Source organism: Streptomyces sp. S4.7, from assembly GCF_010384365.1.
Taxonomy (GTDB): Bacteria; Actinomycetota; Actinomycetes; order Streptomycetales; family Streptomycetaceae; genus Streptomyces.
This window is the reverse complement of sequence record NZ_CP048397.1, coordinates 1395594-1414746: the sequence shown is the minus strand read 5'-3', so window position 1 is coordinate 1414746 and position 19153 is coordinate 1395594. Positions and strand designations below refer to the sequence as shown.

Here is a 19153-nt window from a genome sequence, read left to right as displayed (position 1 = left end):
CCGTGAGGGTCACTCGTGTGGGTGATGTTGGGGCGGGGAGTCGCACGATCGACACACCCGCGACGCACCCTCGGTGCCGGAAGGTCCGTACCGGCTGGCATCCTTGGCGCAGCACACCCCACCTGAACAGGAGCCTTGGCCACGTGACACAGCTGCGTACGGTCCAAGTGCTCGGCGGTGGCAGCGCGGGCAGCAGCGCCCACGTCAAGTCGCTGACGGCGGGGCTCGTCGCCCGGGGCGTACGGGTCAGCGTGTGCGCGCCGGACTCGCTGGAGCGGATCTACGACTTCCGGGGCTGCGGCGCCGACCATGTGCCGGTGGCCCGGCGCGGCGATCCGATGTCCCTCGGGGCGCTGCGTGCCGCCTGTTCCACCGCCGACGTCGTGCACGCGCACGGGCTGCACGCCGCCGTACGCTCGGCGGTCGCCCTCGGCGGGCAGCGGGTGCCGCTCGTCGTCACCTGGCACACCCGCGTGTACGCCGACGGGCCGCGCGGTCATCTGCTGCGGCTGCTGGAGCGAAGGGCCGTCAGGGCGGCGGCCGTTGTGCTCGGCGCCTCGTCGGAGCTGGTCGACCGGGCCCGCAGGCGCGGCGCCCGCGACGCGCGACTGGCACCGGTCGCGGTCCCGGCGCCGCGCCGGGTCCCGGCGCTCGGCGACGACGCCGAGGACGACAGCCGCGGCAAGGCACGCGCCGAACTGGGGGCGACGGGGCGGCCGTTGCTGATGGCCGTCGGCAGCCTCGCGCCGGACCGCGGGTACGGCACACTGCTGGACGCCGCGAGGGAGTGGCGCGCCCTCGACCCCGTACCGCTCCTGGTCATCGCGGGGGAGGGGCGCGAACGGGCCGCGCTCCAGGGGCGGATCGACGACGAGGGCCTGCCGGTCAGTCTCGTCGGCCGCCGCGACGACGTGACCGAACTCCTCGCCGCCGCGGACGTCGCGCTCCTGCCGAGCCGCTGGGAGGCCCGGTCGCTGCTGGCCCAGGAGGCGCTGCGGCTCGGGGTTCCCCTGGTCGCGACGGCGGTCGGCGCCGTACCCGATTTGGTGGGCGACGCGGCGGAGTTGATCCCGTACGGCGACGCGACCGCCCTCGCGGGGACGGTGACCCGCCTGTTGGGCGATCCGGACCGCCGGGCGGAACTCGCGTCGGCGGGGCGGGCGCGTGCGGCGACGTGGCCGACGGAGGACGACACGATCGCCCATGTCCTGAGCGTCTACGACGAACTGACGCAGCCGTTATCGCGGTGACGCGGACCGGCTTCTGTCCTCAATCGCCGGGCGGGCTGGTTGTTGTCCTCAAGCGCCGGACGGGCTGGGGGTGTCCCCCGGGCGGGTTGGGGGTTGGTTTTTGAGCGCGAGTGGGCTCGGTGCTGTCCCTTGATTGCCGGGCGGGCTGGTTGTTGTCCTCAAGCGCCGGACGGGCTGAGGGTTGTCCTCGGGCGCCGGGCGCCCGGTCGAGCACCGGACGGGTTCGGGATTGTGCCTCGGGCGACGAGATCGCCGGGCTGGCCGGGGTCCCGGGCGCAGGGTGGCTCGGTGCGTTGTCCGCGAGCGGTGGGCGCGCTCCGTCCGTTCAGCGGACGTGGCGGCGCGCGCGCAGGGCCAGGCTCAGGGCCAGGACCGTCTGCGGGTCGTCCAGGTCCGTGCCCAGCAACTCGGAGATACGGGCCAGCCTGTTGTAGAGCGTCTGTCTGTTCAGATGCAGTTCGCGCGCCGTCTCCGCCTTGCGGCCCGCGTGGTCCAGGAACGTCGTCAGCGTCGGCAGCAGCGGGGCGCGCGACGTGCGGTCGTGGGTGAGCAGCGGGCCGATCGCGCGGTCCACGAACGCCGACAGGTCCGGGTGGTCCCGCAGCCGCCACAGCAGCAGGTCGATGTCCAGCCGCCGGGCGTCGTGCCACGGCCGCTCCGGCAGGCCCCGCGCCGCCGCCGCGGTCTCCGCCGCGTGCCGCAGCCCCGCGCTCGCCGCCGCCCAGCCGCCCGGGACCCCGACGACCACCACGGGCCGCGGACCGCCGGGACGTTCGAGTCCGGACCGCTCCACGCCCGCCCGCAGCGCCGCCGCGACCCGGTCGGCCACCGCCGCGCGCTCGGACTCGGAGCGCAGGCCGAGCAGCAGCGGGATCCGGCCCTCCACGGGACGTACGCCCAGAAGCACCGGAACGCCCACGGACGACAGCTCCTCCAGCACGGCCCTGGCCAGCGGCGCCCAGTTGCCCGGCGGGGCCGGCTCGGGCCCCAGCCGCATCACCACCGGCAGCAGCGGCCCCTCGCCAGGTCTGAAGCCCAGCACCGCGGCCTGTGCGGGCGCGTCGTCCGCCGGGATCCGGCCCTCGGCGAGATCGGTGAGGAAGTCGCCCCGGCCGCGCGCCGCCAGCTCGTCCTCCTGGCGGGCCTGCATCAGGACGACCGCGAGGATGCCCGCCGCCCGCTCGGCCGCCATCCGGTGCACCGGAAGCAGCGGGGCCGCCACCGGAGGCAGTACCAGCCGGGCGCGTACGGAACCGGCCCCGTGGCCGCCACCGGGTACGTCCACCAGCACCGTGCCCGCAGGCGGCCCCGCCTCGCGGTCCGCCCGCTGCGCGCGCAGCCCCTCCCAGACCTGGAGGGGTTCCGCGCTCGCCGGCGGCCCGGACGCGCCGGCCGCCGCGTACAGGAGCTGTCCGTCGGCGGTCTCCAGGAAGACCGGATTGCCGGCGAAGTCGGCGAGGATGCGCAGCACCTGGGGGACGCCGCCGCCGCTGAGCAGGGCGTCCGTGCACCGCCGGTGGATCTCCTCGGCCTGGCGCAGCAGTGCGTAGTGCCCGTTGACGATCTCGGTGTGGATCTCCTCGGTCACCGAGACGAACGGCACCTCGCGGTGCAGTTGGACCAGCGGCAGCCCGGTCGCCCGCGCCGTCTCGACGACGGCGGCGGGCAGCCGTCCGAACCTCGGTCCCAGCTCCACCACCAGCGCCGCGATCCCGCGGTCGGCGAGCCTGCGCACAAAGGCGCGCTGTTCGGCGGGGCGGGTGCCGAGGCCGATGCCCGTGGTGAGCAGCAGCTCGCCGCCCTTGAGGAGGGAGGCGATGTTCGGCACCTCGCCCGCGTGCACCCAGCGCACGGCACGGTGCAGCCGGTCGGCCCCGGCGACGACCTCCGGGAGCCCGCCACGGAGCCCCGGCAGGTCCAGGGCCCGCCGCACGGTGATTCCGGCCTGATCGTCCATGGGGCCGGACGCTACCCGGCCCGCGCGCCCGTGTCCCTCCGGGCCCTCAGCCGCCGTACGCCCCCGAGGCCGTGAGGCGCAGCGCCGTGTCGATCAGCGGCACATGGCTGAACGCCTGCGGGAAGTTGCCGACCTGCCGCTGGAGCCGCGGGTCCCACTCCTCGGCCAGCAGCCCCAGGTCGTTGCGGAGCGCCAGCAGCTTCTCGAAGAGCTTCCGGGCCTCGTCGACCCGGCCGATCATCGCGAGGTCGTCCGCCAGCCAGAACGAGCAGGCCAGGAACGCGCCTTCGTCGCCCTCCAGTCCGTCCACGCCGGCGTCCTCGCCCGATGTCGGGTAGCGCAGGACGAACCCGTCCTCCGTGGACAGCTCGCGCTGGATCGCCTCGATGGTGCCGATGACGCGCTTGTCGTCCGGCGGCAGGAAGCCCATCTGCGGGATCAGCAGGAGCGACGCGTCCAGCTCCTTGGAGCCGTACGACTGTGTGAAGGTGTTCCGTTCCTTGTCGTAACCCTTCTCGCACACGTCGTGGTGGATGTCGTCGCGCATCTCGCGCCAGCGCTCCAGCGGTCCGTCCGCGTCGCCCGACTCGATCAGCTTGATCGTCCGGTCGACGGCGACCCACGCCATCACCTTCGAGTGCACGAAGTGGCGGCGCGGCCCGCGCACCTCCCAGATGCCCTCGTCCGGCTGGTCCCAGTGGCGTTCCAGATACTCGATCAGCTTCAGCTGGAGCAGCGAGGCGTAGTCGTTGCGCGCCAGACCTGTCATGTGCGCCAGGTGCAGGGCCTCGGTGACCTCGCCGTACACGTCGAGCTGGAGCTGGTGCGCCGCGCCGTTGCCGACCCGGACCGGGCCCGATCCCTCGTAACCCGGCAGCCAGTCCAGCTCCGCCTCGCCCAGCTCACGCTCGCCCGCGATCCCGTACATGATCTGCAGGTTCTCGGGGTCGCCCGCGACGGCCCGCAGCAGCCACTCGCGCCAGGCGCGGGCCTCCTCGCGGTAGCCGGTGCGCAGCAGGGAGGAGAGGGTGATGGCGGCGTCGCGCAGCCAGGTGTAGCGGTAGTCCCAGTTCCGTACGCCCCCGATCTCCTCGGGCAGCGACGTCGTCGGCGCGGCGACGATGCCGCCCGTCGGCGCGTACGTCAGGGCCTTGAGGGTGATCAGCGAGCGGACGACCGCCTCGCGGTAGGGGCCGTGGTACGTACAGTGCTCGACCCACTCCCGCCAGAAGTCCGACGTCGCCTCCAGCGATCCCTCGGGGTCCGGCAGCGCGGGCGGCTGCCGGTGCGAGGGCTGCCAGCTGATGGTGAAGGCGACACGGTCGCCGGGCGCCACGGTGAAGTCGGAGTACGTCGTCAGGTTCTTCCCGTACGTGTCCGCCTCGGTGTCGAGCCAGATCGAGTCCGGCCCGGCGACGGCGACGGTGCGGTTGTCGACCTGGTGGACCCAGGGCACCACCCGGCCGTAGCTGAACCGCATCCGCAGGGCGGAGCGCATGGGCACCCGGCCGCTGATGCCTTCCACGATCCGGATCAGCTGCGGCGCGCCGTCACGCGGGGGCATGAAATCGGTCACTCTGACCGTGCCGCGTGGCGTGTCCCACTCCGATTCCAGGATCAGGGAGTCGCCCACGTAGCGGCGCCGGTCGGCCCGCGGGGGCTCGGCTCCCGCGGGCGAGGCCGGTCCGAGCCGCCAGAAACCGTGTTCGTCGGTCCCCAGCAGCGCCGCGAACACGGCGTGCGAATCGAAGCGGGGCAGGCACAGCCAGTCGACTGTGCCGTCCCGGCAGACCAGGGCGGCGGTCTGCATGTCTCCGATGAGTGCGTAATCCTCGATGCGCCCGGCCACGTGCATCTCCAGTCGAACGGCCACGTTCGCCCCCCAGGGGGCGCTTACTGCGGTCAAGGGTCGTTGACGAGCTCTTTTTCCGGGAACACGGGCGGGGGTAGTGCCGTTTGCCGGCCGGACTCGGCAGCGAATGTCCGAGCAGGATACGACGCACTTCGGGGATCCGCGCAGGTGTCCCGGCAACATGAGTGAGCCGAACGAGTGGCCCAAGGGTGGCGGAGTCCCGGCCACCGCACGTCCGATGACGTGCGGTGACGGCGTGACGACTGAGCGCCGACGACTCCGTGTTCGCGAAGTGATCAAACGGTGAACGTGCGCCGATCACGGGCCTCGTGAGGTGATCAATCTGTGATCTTGGCCGGTTCCGGACGGGCTGCCGGGCCCCGTGAAGGGGTGGCCGGAAATCGATCTGGACATTTCCGGGTCATCCTCCCAAGTCGCCTCCGGAGTCGAGGGCCCGTCGCACATCCGTCCCAGGGGTCCGGCGCGTGGACCTCGGGAACCTCCCCCTGCCGTCGCTGATACCCTGGTGGCCCGTGGGCGGATGGCCCCCCAGCGCTTCTCAGGGGCCCCGAACCGCAGCGACGGCACCCCTCCGGATCCTCCGGTGATCCACCGGACAGGGGTGTCGGTACGCACCTCAGACCGCGACCACGGGAGCCCCCTCTTGCCCATGCCGAACCGATCCTCGACCTCCTCGACGACCAAGCACATCTTCGTCACCGGGGGCGTCGCTTCCTCCCTCGGCAAGGGCCTGACCGCCTCCAGCCTGGGGGCACTCCTCAAGGCGCGGGGCCTGCGGGTCACCATGCAGAAGCTCGACCCGTACCTGAACGTCGACCCCGGCACGATGAACCCCTTCCAGCACGGTGAGGTGTTCGTCACCAACGACGGCGCCGAGACCGACCTGGACATCGGGCACTACGAACGCTTCCTGGACGTCGACCTCGACGGCTCGGCCAACGTCACCACCGGCCAGGTCTACTCGACGGTCATCGCCAAGGAGCGGCGCGGCGAGTACCTCGGTGACACCGTCCAGGTCATCCCGCACATCACCAACGAGATCAAGCACCGCATCCGGCGCATGGCGACCGACGACGTCGACGTCGTCATCACGGAGGTCGGCGGCACGGTCGGCGACATCGAGTCGCAGCCCTTCCTGGAGACCGTGCGCCAGGTCCGCCACGAGGTGGGCCGCGACAACGTCTTCGTCGTGCACATCTCGCTGCTCCCGTACATCGGCCCCTCCGGCGAGCTGAAGACCAAGCCCACCCAGCACTCGGTCGCGGCGCTGCGGAGCATCGGTATCCAGCCGGACGCGATCGTGCTGCGCGCCGACCGCGAGGTGCCGCTCTCGATCAAGCGCAAGATCTCGCTGATGTGCGACGTGGACGAGGACGCCGTGGTCGCGGCGATCGACGCGAAGTCCATCTACGACATCCCGAAGGTGCTGCACACCGAGGGGCTGGACGCGTACGTCGTACGGAAGCTGGACCTGCCGTTCCGCGACGTCGACTGGACCGTCTGGGACGACCTGCTGGACCGGGTCCACAACCCCGACCACGAGGTCACCGTCGCGCTCGTCGGCAAGTACATCGACCTGCCGGACGCGTATCTGTCGGTGACGGAGGCGCTGCGGGCCGGCGGGTTCGCCAACAAGGCGCGGGTCAAGGTCAAGTGGGTCACCTCGGACGACTGCAAGACGCCCGCGGGCGCGGCGCGGCAGCTCGGGGACGTCGACGGCATCCTGATCCCCGGCGGGTTCGGCGAGCGCGGGGTGACCGGCAAGGTCGGGGCGATCCAGTACGCCCGCGAACAGAAGATCCCCTTGCTGGGCATCTGTCTCGGTCTCCAGTGCATCATCATCGAGGCCGCGCGCAACCTCCTGGAGAACCCGGACGCCAACTCCACGGAGTTCGACGCCGCGACGGCGCATCCGGTGATCTCCACGATGGAGGAGCAGCTCGCCTACGTGGAAGGCGCCGGTGACCTCGGTGGCACGATGCGCCTGGGCCTCTACCCGGCGAAGCTCGCGGACGGCTCGATCGTGCGGGGCGTCTACGACGACCTGCCGTACGTGGAGGAGCGCCACCGCCACCGCTACGAGGTCAACAACGCCTACCGCGCCGAGCTGGAGAAGAAGGCGGGCATTGTCTTCTCGGGCACGTCCCCCGACAACAAGCTCGTCGAGTACGTGGAGTACCCGCGCGCGGTGCACCCGTACCTGGTCGCCACCCAGGCGCACCCGGAGCTGCGGTCGCGTCCCACCCGGCCGCATCCGCTGTTCGCGGGCCTGGTCAAGGCCGCGGTGGAGCGTCAGCAGGGCGCGTAGTGGCCCGGTCCGGGGGATAACGTTGACCGAGGTACGGCCGGTCCGGGGGACCGGGGATCCGTACCTCGGTTTTCGCTGTGTGGCCGTGTGCCGCCGGGTGTGGAGGTAAGTTTCGATGGCGATCAAGGACACCCCCGAGGAGTGGCCGATCACGGCCACGACGACACCGTTCCGGGGCAACAAGACCAGTGTCCGGACGGACGACGTGGTCATGCCCGACGGCTCGGTGGCGCGCCGCGACTACCAGGTCCACCCGGGCTCGGTCGCGATCCTCGCCCTGGACGAGTCGGACCGCGTGCTGGTCCTGCGGCAGTACCGGCACCCCGTGCGCCAGAAGCTGTGGGAGATCCCGGCCGGTCTGCTCGACGTCCCGGGCGAGAACCCCCTGCACGCGGCGCAGCGGGAGCTGTACGAGGAGGCGCACGTCAAGGCGGAGGACTGGCGGGTGCTGACGGACGTCTACACGACGCCGGGCGGCTGCGACGAGTCCGTACGGATCTTCCTGGCCCGCGATCTGTCGGAGGCGGAGGGCGCGCGCTTCGACGTCTCCGAGGAGGAGGCGGACATGGAGCAGGCGCGGGTGCCGCTGACGGAGCTGGTACGGGGCGTACTGGCGGGCGAGCTGCACAACAACGCGCTCGTGGTGGGGACGCTGGCGCTGACCGCCGCGCTGGCGGGGGACGGGGTGGCGGCGCTGCGTCCGGCGGACGCGGAGTGGCCGGCACGGCCGTTCGAGGCGTGAGGGTTTCCCGGGCGGGGGTCGGGGTCCAGTAGGACGAACTGCTGATCCGATTGGGGGATTTGTCGCCGCGCCCCGCGCGGTGGGTCGCATCGTGTGAACTACGCTCGAATCACCCGTGCGGACCCGCCGGGCTCGACTCGCGCGCACCCCGCCGAACGGGCAGGGGAAGGAGTGTGGCCGTGACGGACCAGGCGGTGGACTTGGACGGCGGGGCCGCAACTCCCGCCGATGCAGCGGCACCTGACGAAGAGTCACCAAAACCGGCGGCCCGACGCCGGAGCGCCCGCACGGACGACGCGTCGGAGGGCCCACCGCCAACCACCCGCGCCCGGCGGTCCTCTGACCGCAAGTCGACAACCCCCGCGCCGAAGCCCGACGCCCGCAAGAAGCCCGCCCCCCGCACACGCCGGGCCGCACCCCGCACCCCCGGCACCCCGAGCGACACCGCGCCGCAGGACACCGCCGCCGGTGCGGGCCCGCGCGTTCGGGGTGGGGAGCCGGGTGCGCCGCCCGCGTCCCGTGCGCGGCCGGGCTCGGGTCGGGCCTCGGTGGGTGGTCAGGCCGCACCGCAGGACACCGCCGGTCCGCGCGACGGCGCCCGGTCGGCGCCCGCCGGTCGGGTGCCGGTGCTGGAGGCCGACCCGGCGGATCGCACCCCGCGGACCGTCTGCGACCGTGCCCCGGACGTCGCGCCGGACGCCGCCCCGCCCGCGCGGCCCGTCGCGGGTGCCACGAACCGCCCCACGTCCCCCGCTGCCGCCCGCTGGTTCTTCGGGCGGCAGCGGGAGTTGAAGGCTCTGCACAGCGACATCGAGCGGGCCGGGCTCAACACCATCGCCGGGCGGCGGGCCGCCCACACCCGGGTGCTGCTCATCGCGGGGCAGCGCGGGGCCGGGCGGACCGCGCTCGCGCGGGAGTTGGCGCGGCAGGTGGGGCGGCGGTATCCGGACGGGGTGCTGCACATCCGGCTCACCGAGCCGGGCGGCGAACCCGTCCCCGTCGAACGCACCGCCCGCGACCTCCTCGGCGAATTCGACATCCCCGCGCCGCCCGGCGCCGGTGAGGACGAGCTGTCCGAGATGGTGCGCGCGGCGCTGGCCGAACGCCGTGTCCTGCTGCTCCTCGACGACGCCCACGACGCCGAGCAGGTCGACCTCCTGCTCCCCGAGAACCCCGACTGCCTCGTCGTCGCCGTCGCACGCGGCCCGCTCACCGGAATCCCGGACATCCGGCCGTGCACCGTCGGCGGCCTGGACGCCAAGTCGGCGATCGAACTCCTCGGCACCTTCACCGGACCCGTACGGATCACCGTCGACCCGCAGGCCGCCGAGACCCTGGCGGAGGAGTGCGCGGGCCATCCCGTCGCCCTCTCCCTCGTCGGCGGCTGGCTCGCCACCCACCCCAGGGTCTCCGTCGCCGACGCCACCAAGCGGCTGTGTGCCGTCCCCGAGGACGTCGAACTGCCGCGGAGCGCCCGCCCGCTGGCCCGTGCCTTCCGGTTCGTGTACGGGGAGCTGCCGCCCTCCACCGCCGCGATGCTGCGACTGCTCGCACTCGCCCCCGCCGGATTCGCCGACGCCCACACCGCGTCCGCGCTGTCGGGCTGCTCCGTCTCCGCCGCCACGGCGGCGCTGGACGATCTCGCCGCGCTGAGCCTGCTGCGCCCGGCGGGGGACCAGTTCGAGATCCCCGGCTCCCTCGCCCCGCTGATGCGCGCGCTCATGGAGGCGCACGACCGCCCCGCCGAGGTACAGCTCGCCACGGCCAGGATGCTGGAGCGGACCGTACGTCTGCTCCAGTCCTGCCGCGCCGTCACCGAGCCCGAAGGCTCACCGGCGCGCATGAAGCTCGCCGCGCTGCCCCGTGCCGTGCGCTTCCCGACCACCCGCGCCGCCGCCGACTGGCTGTCCTCCCGCAGGCCCGCGCTGCTGGCGTCCGCCCGGCTCGCGGTGGCCGACGGCGGACTGGACACCCTCGCCCGCAGGCTGGTCTCCGCGCTGGTCAGGGCGCTCGCCGCGCACCAGGGCACCGACGCGGCGGCGCCGGACCTGTACGGGCTGCACCAGCTCGTCCTCGGTGTCGCCGAGCGCCAGGGCCTGCACCGCGAGGAGGCCGCGGCCCTGCTCAACATCGGCGATCTGGACGCCCGGACGGGCCGTACGCACGACGCGCTGGCCCGCTACCGGTCCGCTCTGGACGCCGGAAAGGCCGCCAACGACCACTACGCCACCGGCCGCGCGATGGAATCCGTGGGAAGCGCCTACCAGGAACTCCAGGACTGGCACCGCGCCGCCGACTGGTACGGCCGCGCCCTCGCGCAGCGGCTCAGCCGCGGCGAGCGGGCCGAGGAGGCGCGGCTGTACGGACGGCTCGGCACCGTCCACACCTACGCGGGCCGCTACGGCGAGGCGCTGCGCCACTGGCGGGCCGCCGCCGCGGGTTTCCGCAGGCTCCAGGACCTCACCGGCCAGGCCCGCGCGCTCAGTGAGGCGGCCAGGGTCCAGGAGTACGCGGGCCGTCCCGAGGATTCGCTGCACACCTGTCAGGAGGCCGTGGAGTGGGCCCGGCTGGCCGGCGACACCCCTATCCAGGCCGAGTTGGAGCTGAGGCTCGCGGACACGCTGGAGCGCCTCGGCGACCCGACGGCGGCCCGACTGCACCGCAAAGCCTCCGAACGACTGACCGCCACCACCGCCCCAGCCTACGAAATCCGTAGCACCTCGGCAGAAGATTGATGCTTTGCAAGGCTGGACAGCAGGAAGTCCTTCATTAGACTGGCTCTGTCGTAAGTCAGCGATGCCTTCCGATGCGCCCTCGGCGTATGGGTTTGTAGGGCATTGCCCGAACACCCCTGAGCCAAGGACCGTGATCATCGTGCTCGTCGGTATCCCCCGCGAGGTCAAGAACAACGAGTTCCGGGTGGCCATCACCCCCGCCGGAGTGCACGAGCTGGTGCGCCACGGTCATCAGGTCGTCATCGAGCGGGACGCCGGCGCCGGCTCCTCGATCACGGACGCCGAGTTCGTCGCGGCCGGCGCCCGGATCCTGCCCGCGGCGGACGAGGTCTGGGCCACCGCCGACCTCGTACTGAAGGTCAAGGAGCCCATCGCCGAGGAGTACCACCGCCTCCGCAAGGACCAGACCCTCTTCACGTATCTGCATCTCGCCGCCTCCCGCGAGTGCACCGACGCGCTGCTGAATTCCCGCACCACCGCCATCGCGTACGAGACCGTCGAGACCGTGAACCGGCGGCTGCCGCTGCTCGCCCCGATGTCCGAGGTGGCCGGGCGGCTGGCCCCGCAGGTCGGCGCGTACCACCTGATGCGCTCGGTCGGCGGCCGCGGTGTGCTGCCCGGCGGCGTCCCCGGTACGGCTCCGGGCCGCGCCGTCGTCATCGGCGGTGGTGTCTCGGGCTGGAGCGCGACCCAGATCGCCGTCGGCATGGGCTTTCACGTGACGCTGCTCGACCGGGACATCGACAAGCTGCGCGAGGCCGACAAGATCTTCGGCACGAAGGTGCAGACCATCGTCTCCAACGCGTACGAACTGGAGCGCGCGGTCGTCGAGGCCGACCTCGTCATCGGCGCCGTTCTCATCCCCGGGGCGAAGGCGCCGAAGTTGGTCACCAACGCGCTCGTCGCCAAGATGAAGCCCGGAAGTGTACTTGTCGACATTGCAATCGATCAGGGTGGTTGCTTCGAGGGTTCACACCCCACCACCCACGCCGAGCCGACCTTCCGGATCCACGACTCGGTGTTCTACTGCGTCGCCAACATGCCCGGCGCCGTACCCAACACCTCCACCTACGCGCTGACCAACGCCACGCTTCCCTACATCGTGGCGCTGGCCAACCTCGGCTGGACCGAGGCGCTGCGCCGCGACCCGGCGCTCGCCAAGGGCCTCAACACCCATGACGGGCAGGTCACTTACGGTTCCGTGGCCGAGGCGCACGGGCTTCCGCACATCGAACTGGCCGCCGTTCTGGCCTGACCCGTCAACGGCGTCCGTCAACCTCGCGCCCCCGGCCGGATCTTGCTCGACAAGGTCCGGCCGGCTGTGTGTCCGGCCACTTCCCGGCCGTCGTTCAACTCGCCTCGAACGTAACCCTTTAACCCTTTCGCACCCGTGTGAACCGCGTCGACGGGGGACCGCGCGCCCTTGACACAAGGGTGTTCGGTTGCCGACACATCGGGCCGGGTCCGGCGGATTGTGTTGCTGCGGAGTGGTGACACGCCATAGAGTCGCCAACCGTCGGCATGGTGCCACGCTGACCTATCGATAAGTTTCCTGGTCACGTCCAAGGAGGTAAGACGACTTGTGAATGAGTCGACATTTACTCCCGGGGGTGGTCAACCAGGAATGCCTGCGATGGGCCACCAGAGGCCGTCGTCCGGGCTAGAGGCCGTCGGCTCCGTCGCTGTCCGCACCTTCACCACCCATCAGCACACGACGACAGCCCACCAGACGATGGACGGCCAACACGTGAACGCCATGGCCGGCAACGAGAGTGGCCGAGAGTCCACCCACTTCGCCGACTTCGACGAGGTGCCCCAGGGGCACTTCTACGACCCCGACGCAGAGTACGAGCCCGACCCCGAGTACGCGGCCACCCTCGCGCCCGACGCCGCACGCCAGCGCCGCGAGCGAATCGGCCCGACCGGTCGTCCCCTGCCGTACTTCCCCATCCCCGGGCCGGTCACCGACCACGGCCCCGCGAAGATCATCGCGATGTGCAACCAGAAGGGCGGCGTCGGCAAGACCACGTCGACCATCAACCTGGGCGCCGCGCTCGCGGAGTACGGCCGGCGCGTGCTGCTCGTCGACTTCGACCCGCAGGGCGCCCTGTCCGTCGGTCTCGGTGTCAACCCGATGGAGCTCGACCTCACGGTCTACAACCTGCTCATGGAGCGGGGCATGTCGGCCGACGAGGTCCTCCTCAAGACCGCCGTGCCCAACATGGACCTGCTTCCGAGCAACATCGACCTCTCGGCCGCCGAGGTGCAGCTGGTGAGCGAGGTCGCCAGGGAGTCCACGCTCCAGCGGGCGCTCAAGCCGCTGATGCAGGACTACGACTACATCGTGATCGACTGTCAGCCCTCGCTCGGTCTGCTGACCGTGAACGCGCTGACCGCCGCGCACAAGGTGATCGTCCCGCTGGAGTGCGAGTTCTTCGCGCTGCGCGGAGTGGCCCTGCTCACCGAGACCATCGAGAAGGTCCAGGAGCGGCTCAACCCGGAGCTGGAGCTCGACGGCATCCTCGCCACGATGTACGACTCCCGCACGGTGCACAGCCGCGAGGTCCTGGCGCGGGTCGTCGAGGCATTCGACGACCACGTGTACCACACGGTGATCGGCCGGACCGTGCGCTTCCCGGAGACCACGGTCGCCGGTGAGCCCATCACCACCTACGCCTCCAACTCCGTCGGCGCCGCCGCCTACCGCCAGCTCGCCAGGGAGGTGCTCGCCCGGTGTCACGCCGAGTGAGTCTGCCCGGGGCCGACGAGCTGTTCCGTACGACCGGGGGCATGGCGCTCCAGGCTTCCTCACCGGGGGACCGGCGGCGTACCGCGAACGGTGAGCCGCGGGTCCCGGCACCGGCAGGGGAGAGTGACCAGGGCGCCGACCAGCCGGGGGCCGCGCAGTCGGCGGCACCGGCACCGGCCCAGGAGCACTCGGCGACCGACGCGGACTCGTCGGCCACGTCCCGCAGCCGCGCCCCCGAGCGGGAACAGCAGCGCCGGCCGCAGGCGGCGCAGGACGGCGGCAGCGGCAGCGGCGCGGGTACGCCCACCGTCGGCCAGCAGGGCGGTCCGCGGGGCGGTCAGCGCCGCAGAGGGGGCCGCGGGGCCAACCGCCGCCCCAGCGGCCGTGAACGGCACGACGAGAAGATCACGGTCTACGTCTCCGCCGAGGAGCTGATGGACCTGGAGCACGCGCGTCTGGTGCTGCGGGGCGAGCACGGACTCGCCGTGGACCGGGGGCGGATCGTCCGCGAGGCGGTCGCCGTGGTCCTCGCCGACCTGGAGTCGCGCGGCGACGCGAGCATCCTCGTCCGGCGCCTGCGCGGGCGCTGAAGGTAGCCTCGGCGGGCCGAGCCCGCTCCTCCCGCCTCCAGGACCGCCATGCCGCCGACCGACGACTCCACAGCCCGCTCGTCCCGCCGTGCGCTGGGACGCGGGCCGGGGGCGGCCGGCGCGACGGCGCGGCCCGCGGTGGCGGAGCCGGTGGTGCCCGAGCCGGCGCCGGAACCCGCGCCCGTACCCGCGCCCGAGCCTCAACGCGAGCCGGGGCCCGAGCCCGCGGTCGTACGCGAGGCCGCACCGGCGCGTGTACCGGAACCCGCCGCGGAGCCGGAGCCCGTACCCGATCCGCAGCCCGTACCGGATCCGGAGCCCGTACCGGACACGGACGCCGAGCCCGCGCCCGTGGCCGAGCCGGAGGCCGGGCCCGACACGGACGCCGGGCCCGACGCCGGGCAGGAGTCCGAACCCGAGCCCGACGACGGGCGGTTCACCGTACGGCTCGCGAACTTCGAGGGGCCCTTCGACCTGCTCCTCCAGCTGATCTCGAAGCACAAGATGGACGTCACCGAGGTCGCCCTCTCCAAGGTCACCGACGAGTTCATGGTGCACATACGCGCCATGGGCCCCGACTGGGACCTCGACCAGACCACCGAGTTCCTGGTCGTCGCCGCCACGCTCCTCGACCTCAAGGCCGCGCGCCTGCTGCCGTCCGCCGAGGTGGAGGACGAGGGCGACCTGGCGCTGCTGGAGGCCAGGGACCTGCTCTTCGCCCGCCTGCTCCAGTACCGCGCGTACAAGCAGATCGCCGACATCTTCAGCGCCCGGCTGGACGCCGAGTCGCGGCGCTACCCCCGTACCGTCGGCCTGGAGCCGCACCACGCCGCGCTGCTCCCCGAGGTCGTCATCAGCATCGGCGCCGAGGGCTTCGCCCGGCTCGCGGTCAAGGCGATGCAGCCCAAGCCCAGACCGCAGGTGTACGTCGACCACATCCACGCGCCGCTCGTCTCCGTCCAGGAGCAGGCGGGGATCGTCGTGGCCCTGCTGCGGGCGGCCGGCGAGGTGAGTTTCCTGACACTCGCCGAGGACGCCCCGGACACCCTCACCGTCGTGGCGCGTTTCCTGGCCCTGCTGGAGCTCTACCGGGAGAAGGCCGTCGCCCTGGACCAGGACGAGGCCCTGGGCCCGCTCATGGTGCGCTGGACGGGCGGGGACGACGACGAGTCGCCGCGGGTGACGGACGAGTTCGACCGCCCGCCCGACACCGCGACGCGGACAGAGGCAGCGAAGGACGCGAGCGAGGAGAAGGCGTGAGCGAGGACCGTACGGTCGCCGACCTCGAGATCAAGCCCGCCCTGGAGGCGGTCCTCATGGTCGTCGACGAACCCGCGACCGAGGACCACCTGGCCAAGGTGCTGGACCGGCCCCGCCGGGCCGTCGCCGACGCGCTGCGCGAGCTGGCCGACGAGTACACCGTCCAGGGGCGCGGCTTCGAGCTGCGCCTCGTCGCGGGCGGCTGGCGCTTCTACTCGCGGCCCGAGTACGCGCAGGCGGTCGAGGGCTTCGTGCTCGACGGCCAGCAGGCCCGGCTCACCCAGGCCGCCCTGGAGACCCTGGCGGTCGTCGCCTACCGCCAGCCGGTCAGCCGGTCCCGGGTCTCGGCCGTACGCGGAGTGAACTGTGACGGGGTCATGCGGACCCTCCTCCAGCGCGGTCTGGTCGAGGAGGCGGGAGCGGAACCCGAAACAGGTGCGATCCTGTACAGGACGACGAACTATTTCCTGGAGCGGATGGGCCTGCGTGGTCTGGACGAGCTTCCGGAACTCGCGCCCTTCCTTCCGGAGGCGGACGCGATCGAGGCCGACACCTTGGAAGGCGTTCCGTCGTTCGATCCGGACGCACCGTACGCCCCGGAAACTCACGCAGACGACAAGACGGACATTTGATGCGAAGCAACGGCAGGAACAGCGGAAGCGGCAGCGGCAGCGGGAATCGGAGCGGCGGCGGCCGGGGAGCCGCCGGCGGCAAACCTCAGTCGAGGGCCGGTGGCGGTCGCGGCGGCAGCGGGGGCAGCGGCGCGGGCCGGGGGAGCGGCGGCAGCGGCGGTGCGCGCGGTGACAAGCAGCCGAAGCGTGAGGGCACCCCGCGTCCCGAGGAGCGCCGTTACGACGTCGGGCGCTCAGGTGGTCCCGGCGGTGGCGGTCAGGGTGGCGGCCAGAGCGGCAGCGGCCGTGGCGCCTCGGCGCGCGGCGGTGCCAAGGGCGGCCCCAAGGCCCCGAGCGTCGCGGCCAAGCGCCGGGCGCAGGGCAAGCCCGCCCGCCCGCGTGAGCTGGACGCCAAGATCGAGCAGCGCAACCGTGACCGGTACGCCGACAAGCCGGAGATCAGGACCCCCAGGACCAACCCGGGCGCCGAGCAGGAGGGCGAGCGGCTCCAGAAGGTGCTGGCGCGCGCCGGCATGGGTTCGCGCCGGGCCTGCGAGGAGCTGATCGAGCAGTCCCGCGTGGAGGTCAACGGCGAGATCGTCGTGGAGCAGGGCATGCGGGTCGACCCGCAGCACGACGAGATCAAGGTCGACGGGCTGACCGTCGCCACCCAGTCGTATCTCTTCTTCGCGCTGAACAAGCCGGCCGGTGTCGTCTCCACGATGGGCGACCCGGACGGCAGGCAGAACCTGGGCGACTACGTCACCAACCGCGAGACGCGGCTGTTCCACGTGGGCCGGCTGGACACCGAGACCGAGGGCATCATCCTGCTCACCAACCACGGTGAGCTGGCCCACCGCCTCACCCACCCCAGGTACGGCGTGAAGAAGTCGTATCTCGCCGCCGTTCAGGGCCCGTTGCCGCGTGAGCTGGGCAAGCGGCTCAAGGACGGCATCCAGCTGGAGGACGGCTACGCGCGCGCCGACCACTTCCGTGTCGTGGAGAACACCGGGAAGAACTACCTGGTCGAGGTCACGCTCCACGAGGGCCGCAAGCACATCGTGCGACGCATGCTCTCCGAGGCGGGCTTCCCCGTCGAGCGGCTGGTCCGGACGTCGTTCGGACCGATCCCGCTGGGCGACCAGAAGTCCGGCTGGCTGCGCCGTCTCACCAACACGGAGGTCGGCATGCTGATGAAGGAGGTCGGTCTGTAGACGAGACCGGACCCGCACCGAGTGACGAAAGCCCGTGGCCCGAGGCCGCGGGCTTTTCCGCTTGTGGCGCGCGCCCGTTCACCTTTATAGTCAAGGTGACCATTAAGGAGGCGGGCGTGAGTCTCGCGGTTTTCCTCGACCCTTTGCAGCAGCCGCTCGTGACCGTTCTCGACACACCGGTGAGCTGGACCGAGGTGCTCGGCTTCGGCAGCGGAGCGCTCTGCGTCTGGCTCGTCGCCCGCCAGCACATCGCCAACTGGCCGATCGGCATCGCCAACAACCTGTTCTTCATCCTGCTGTTCGCCCAGGCCGGCCTCTACGCCGACGCCGGGCTGCAGGTCGTCTTCATCGCCCTCGCCACGTACGGCTGGTGGACCTGGACCCACGGGGGTGGACCAGGCTCCGGGTACCTCCCGGTGCGGCGCACCTCGCGCACCGAGCGGGGCTGGCTGCTCGCGGCGGGGGCGGTGGGCACGCTCGCCCTGACGCTGCTCCTGGACCACCAGACCTCCTCGACGGTGCCGTTCTGGGACGCCGTCACCACCGCGCTGTCGCTGATGGCGACCTACGGGCAGTGCCGCAAGCGCCTGGAGTCGTGGTGGCTGTGGATCGCGGCCGACGTCGTCTACATCCCGCTCTACGCGCACAAGGACCTCTATCTGACGTCGATCCTCTACATCGGCTTCATGACCCTGTGCGTCATCGGACTGCGCAACTGGTCGCGCGACCTGGAGCGGCGTCCGTCCGGACCGGTGGAGGTCACGGCATGAGCGCGCAAGACGGACACGACATGGGCGCGAGATACGGACACGGTCTGGTCCTCGGCAAGTTCTACCCTCCCCACACGGGCCACCACCACCTCGTACGGACCGCGCGGGAGCGCTGCGAACGGCTCACGGTCCTCGTCTGCGCCGCCTCGGTCGAGTCGGTCCCGCTCGCCGACCGTGTGGCCTGGATGCGCGAGGTCCACCCGGACGTCAGGGTCGTCGGCGCCGTCGACGACACCCGCATGGATCTGCACGACCCGGCCATCTGGGACGCGCACATGGCGGTCTTCCGCGACGCCGTCCCCGAACCCGTGGACGCCCTCTTCACCTCCGAGTCGTACGGGGACGAACTCGCCCGCCGCTTCGGCGCCGAGTCCGTCGTCGTGGACCCCGGCCGCACGCTCCACCCCGTCTCGGGGACCGCAGTCCGCAAGGACCCGGCCGGCTGCTGGGACTTCCTCGCCCCGCCCGTCCGGGCCGCGCTCACCCGCCGCGTCGTGGTGCTCGGCGCCGAATCCACCGGCACCACGACCCTGGCGCGGGCCCTCACCGAGCACTTCCGGGCGCGCGGCGGTGTCTGGGCCCGCACCCTCTGCGTCGCCGAGTACGGACGGGAGTTCTGCGAACGGAAGCTCGCCGCCCTGCGCGCCAGGTGGCCCGGCGCGCAGTGGGAGGACGTCGAATTCACCACTGGGGACTTCCCGTTGATCGCCGAGCGGCAGAACGAGTGGGAGGAGGCGGCGGCCCGCGCAGGCTCACCCGTCCTGTTCTGCGACACCGACTCCTTCGCCACCACCGTCTGGCACGAGCGGTACGTGGGCGGACGCAACCCGCTCGTCGAGGAGGTCGCCGACCGCGTACCGCACCATCTGTGGCTGCTCACCGGCCACGAAGGCGTCGCCTTCGAGGAAGACGGACTGCGGGACGGCGAGGAGCTGCGGCCCTGGATGACCGGCCGGTTCCGGGACGAACTGACCCGCACGGGGCGGCCGTTCGTCGCGCTCGACGGGCCGCGCGAGAAACGGCTCACCGACGCGGTCGCCGCCGTGGACGCCCTGCTGGACCAGGGCTGGTACTTCGCCGCACCCCTGCCGTAG

Annotated in this window: 14 protein-coding genes; 12 read left to right on the top strand and 2 right to left on the bottom strand. The window is 72.1% G+C overall.

What is annotated here, in order from left to right:
- Nucleotides 1-143 precede the first annotated feature (143 nt).
- Nucleotides 144-1250 carry a glycosyltransferase family 4 protein gene (locus tag SSPS47_RS06230; protein ID WP_164249363.1) on the top strand — a complete coding sequence of 369 codons (1107 nt, stop codon included), beginning with the start codon at nt 144-146 and terminating at the stop codon, nt 1248-1250.
- Nucleotides 1251-1575: 325 nt separating this feature from the next.
- On the opposite strand, the gene SSPS47_RS06225 is transcribed toward SSPS47_RS06230, so the two are convergent.
- Together SSPS47_RS06225 and SSPS47_RS06220 are read right to left on the bottom strand one after the other, a co-directional pair.
- Nucleotides 1576-3207 carry a PucR family transcriptional regulator gene (locus SSPS47_RS06225; protein ID WP_164249361.1) on the bottom strand — a complete coding sequence of 544 codons (1632 nt, stop codon included), beginning with the start codon at nt 3205-3207 and terminating at the stop codon, nt 1576-1578.
- 46 nt (nt 3208-3253) lie between these two features.
- A complete protein-coding gene (locus tag SSPS47_RS06220; RefSeq protein ID WP_147877498.1) occupies nt 3254-5062 on the bottom strand; it encodes a glycoside hydrolase family 15 protein in 1809 nt (602 codons plus the stop codon).
- A gap of 667 nt (nt 5063-5729) precedes the next feature.
- Here SSPS47_RS06220 and SSPS47_RS06215 point away from each other — a divergent pair.
- The 11 genes from SSPS47_RS06215 (at nt 5730) to SSPS47_RS06165 (ending at nt 19153) form a co-directional block, all read left to right on the top strand.
- Complete coding sequence (locus SSPS47_RS06215; RefSeq protein ID WP_147877477.1) at nt 5730-7388, top strand: CTP synthase; 1659 nt, start codon at nt 5730-5732, stop codon at nt 7386-7388.
- A gap of 115 nt (nt 7389-7503) precedes the next feature.
- On the top strand, nt 7504-8130 hold the full coding sequence (locus SSPS47_RS06210) for an NUDIX hydrolase (RefSeq protein WP_164249360.1): 627 nt from the start codon (nt 7504-7506) through the stop codon (nt 8128-8130).
- A gap of 548 nt (nt 8131-8678) precedes the next feature.
- A complete protein-coding gene (locus SSPS47_RS06205) occupies nt 8679-10865 on the top strand; it encodes a tetratricopeptide repeat protein (RefSeq protein ID WP_164249358.1) in 2187 nt (728 codons plus the stop codon).
- A gap of 139 nt (nt 10866-11004) precedes the next feature.
- Nucleotides 11005-12120 (top strand): alanine dehydrogenase, encoded by a 1116-nt coding sequence (ald, locus tag SSPS47_RS06200; RefSeq protein ID WP_164254410.1) that lies wholly within the window; start codon nt 11005-11007, stop codon nt 12118-12120.
- 378 nt (nt 12121-12498) lie between these two features.
- Entirely contained in the window at nt 12499-13614 is a 1116-nt protein-coding gene (locus SSPS47_RS06195; protein WP_164249356.1) for a ParA family protein, read from the top strand.
- Nucleotides 13611-14204 carry a hypothetical protein gene (locus SSPS47_RS06190; RefSeq protein ID WP_164254409.1) on the top strand — a complete coding sequence of 198 codons (594 nt, stop codon included), beginning with the start codon at nt 13611-13613 and terminating at the stop codon, nt 14202-14204. The genes SSPS47_RS06195 and SSPS47_RS06190 overlap by 4 nt, the downstream gene beginning before the upstream one ends.
- Nucleotides 14205-14252: 48 nt before the next feature.
- Nucleotides 14253-15464: a segregation/condensation protein A gene (locus SSPS47_RS06185; RefSeq protein WP_164249354.1), complete on the top strand. Its 1212-nt coding sequence runs from the start codon at nt 14253-14255 to the stop codon at nt 15462-15464.
- Nucleotides 15461-16096, top strand: coding sequence for an SMC-Scp complex subunit ScpB (scpB, locus tag SSPS47_RS06180; protein WP_147877473.1), 636 nt, complete (start codon nt 15461-15463; stop codon nt 16094-16096). The genes SSPS47_RS06185 and scpB overlap by 4 nt, the downstream gene beginning before the upstream one ends.
- Nucleotides 16096-17289, top strand: coding sequence for a pseudouridine synthase (locus SSPS47_RS06175; protein WP_164249352.1), 1194 nt, complete (start codon nt 16096-16098; stop codon nt 17287-17289). The genes scpB and SSPS47_RS06175 overlap by 1 nt, the downstream gene beginning before the upstream one ends.
- Before the next feature lie 116 nt (nt 17290-17405).
- On the top strand, nt 17406-18059 hold the full coding sequence (gene pnuC, locus SSPS47_RS06170) for a nicotinamide riboside transporter PnuC (RefSeq protein WP_164249350.1): 654 nt from the start codon (nt 17406-17408) through the stop codon (nt 18057-18059).
- Nucleotides 18056-19153, top strand: coding sequence for an AAA family ATPase (locus SSPS47_RS06165; RefSeq protein WP_239064789.1), 1098 nt, complete (start codon nt 18056-18058; stop codon nt 19151-19153). Before pnuC ends, SSPS47_RS06165 begins: the two co-directional genes overlap by 4 nt.

Coding starts and splice junctions, on each gene's coding strand:
- SSPS47_RS06195 (WP_164249356.1), top strand. CDS start 12,499: ATGGGCCACCAGAGGCCGTCGTCCGGGCTAGAGGCCGTCGGCTCCGTC.
- SSPS47_RS06220 (WP_147877498.1), bottom strand. CDS start 5,062: ATGCACGTGGCCGGGCGCATCGAGGATTACGCACTCATCGGAGACATG.
- SSPS47_RS06165 (WP_239064789.1), top strand. CDS start 18,056: ATGAGCGCGCAAGACGGACACGACATGGGCGCGAGATACGGACACGGT.
- SSPS47_RS06185 (WP_164249354.1), top strand. CDS start 14,253: ATGCCGCCGACCGACGACTCCACAGCCCGCTCGTCCCGCCGTGCGCTG.
- SSPS47_RS06225 (WP_164249361.1), bottom strand. CDS start 3,207: ATGGACGATCAGGCCGGAATCACCGTGCGGCGGGCCCTGGACCTGCCG.
- SSPS47_RS06215 (WP_147877477.1), top strand. CDS start 5,730: ATGCCGAACCGATCCTCGACCTCCTCGACGACCAAGCACATCTTCGTC.
- SSPS47_RS06210 (WP_164249360.1), top strand. CDS start 7,504: ATGGCGATCAAGGACACCCCCGAGGAGTGGCCGATCACGGCCACGACG.
- SSPS47_RS06175 (WP_164249352.1), top strand. CDS start 16,096: ATGCGAAGCAACGGCAGGAACAGCGGAAGCGGCAGCGGCAGCGGGAAT.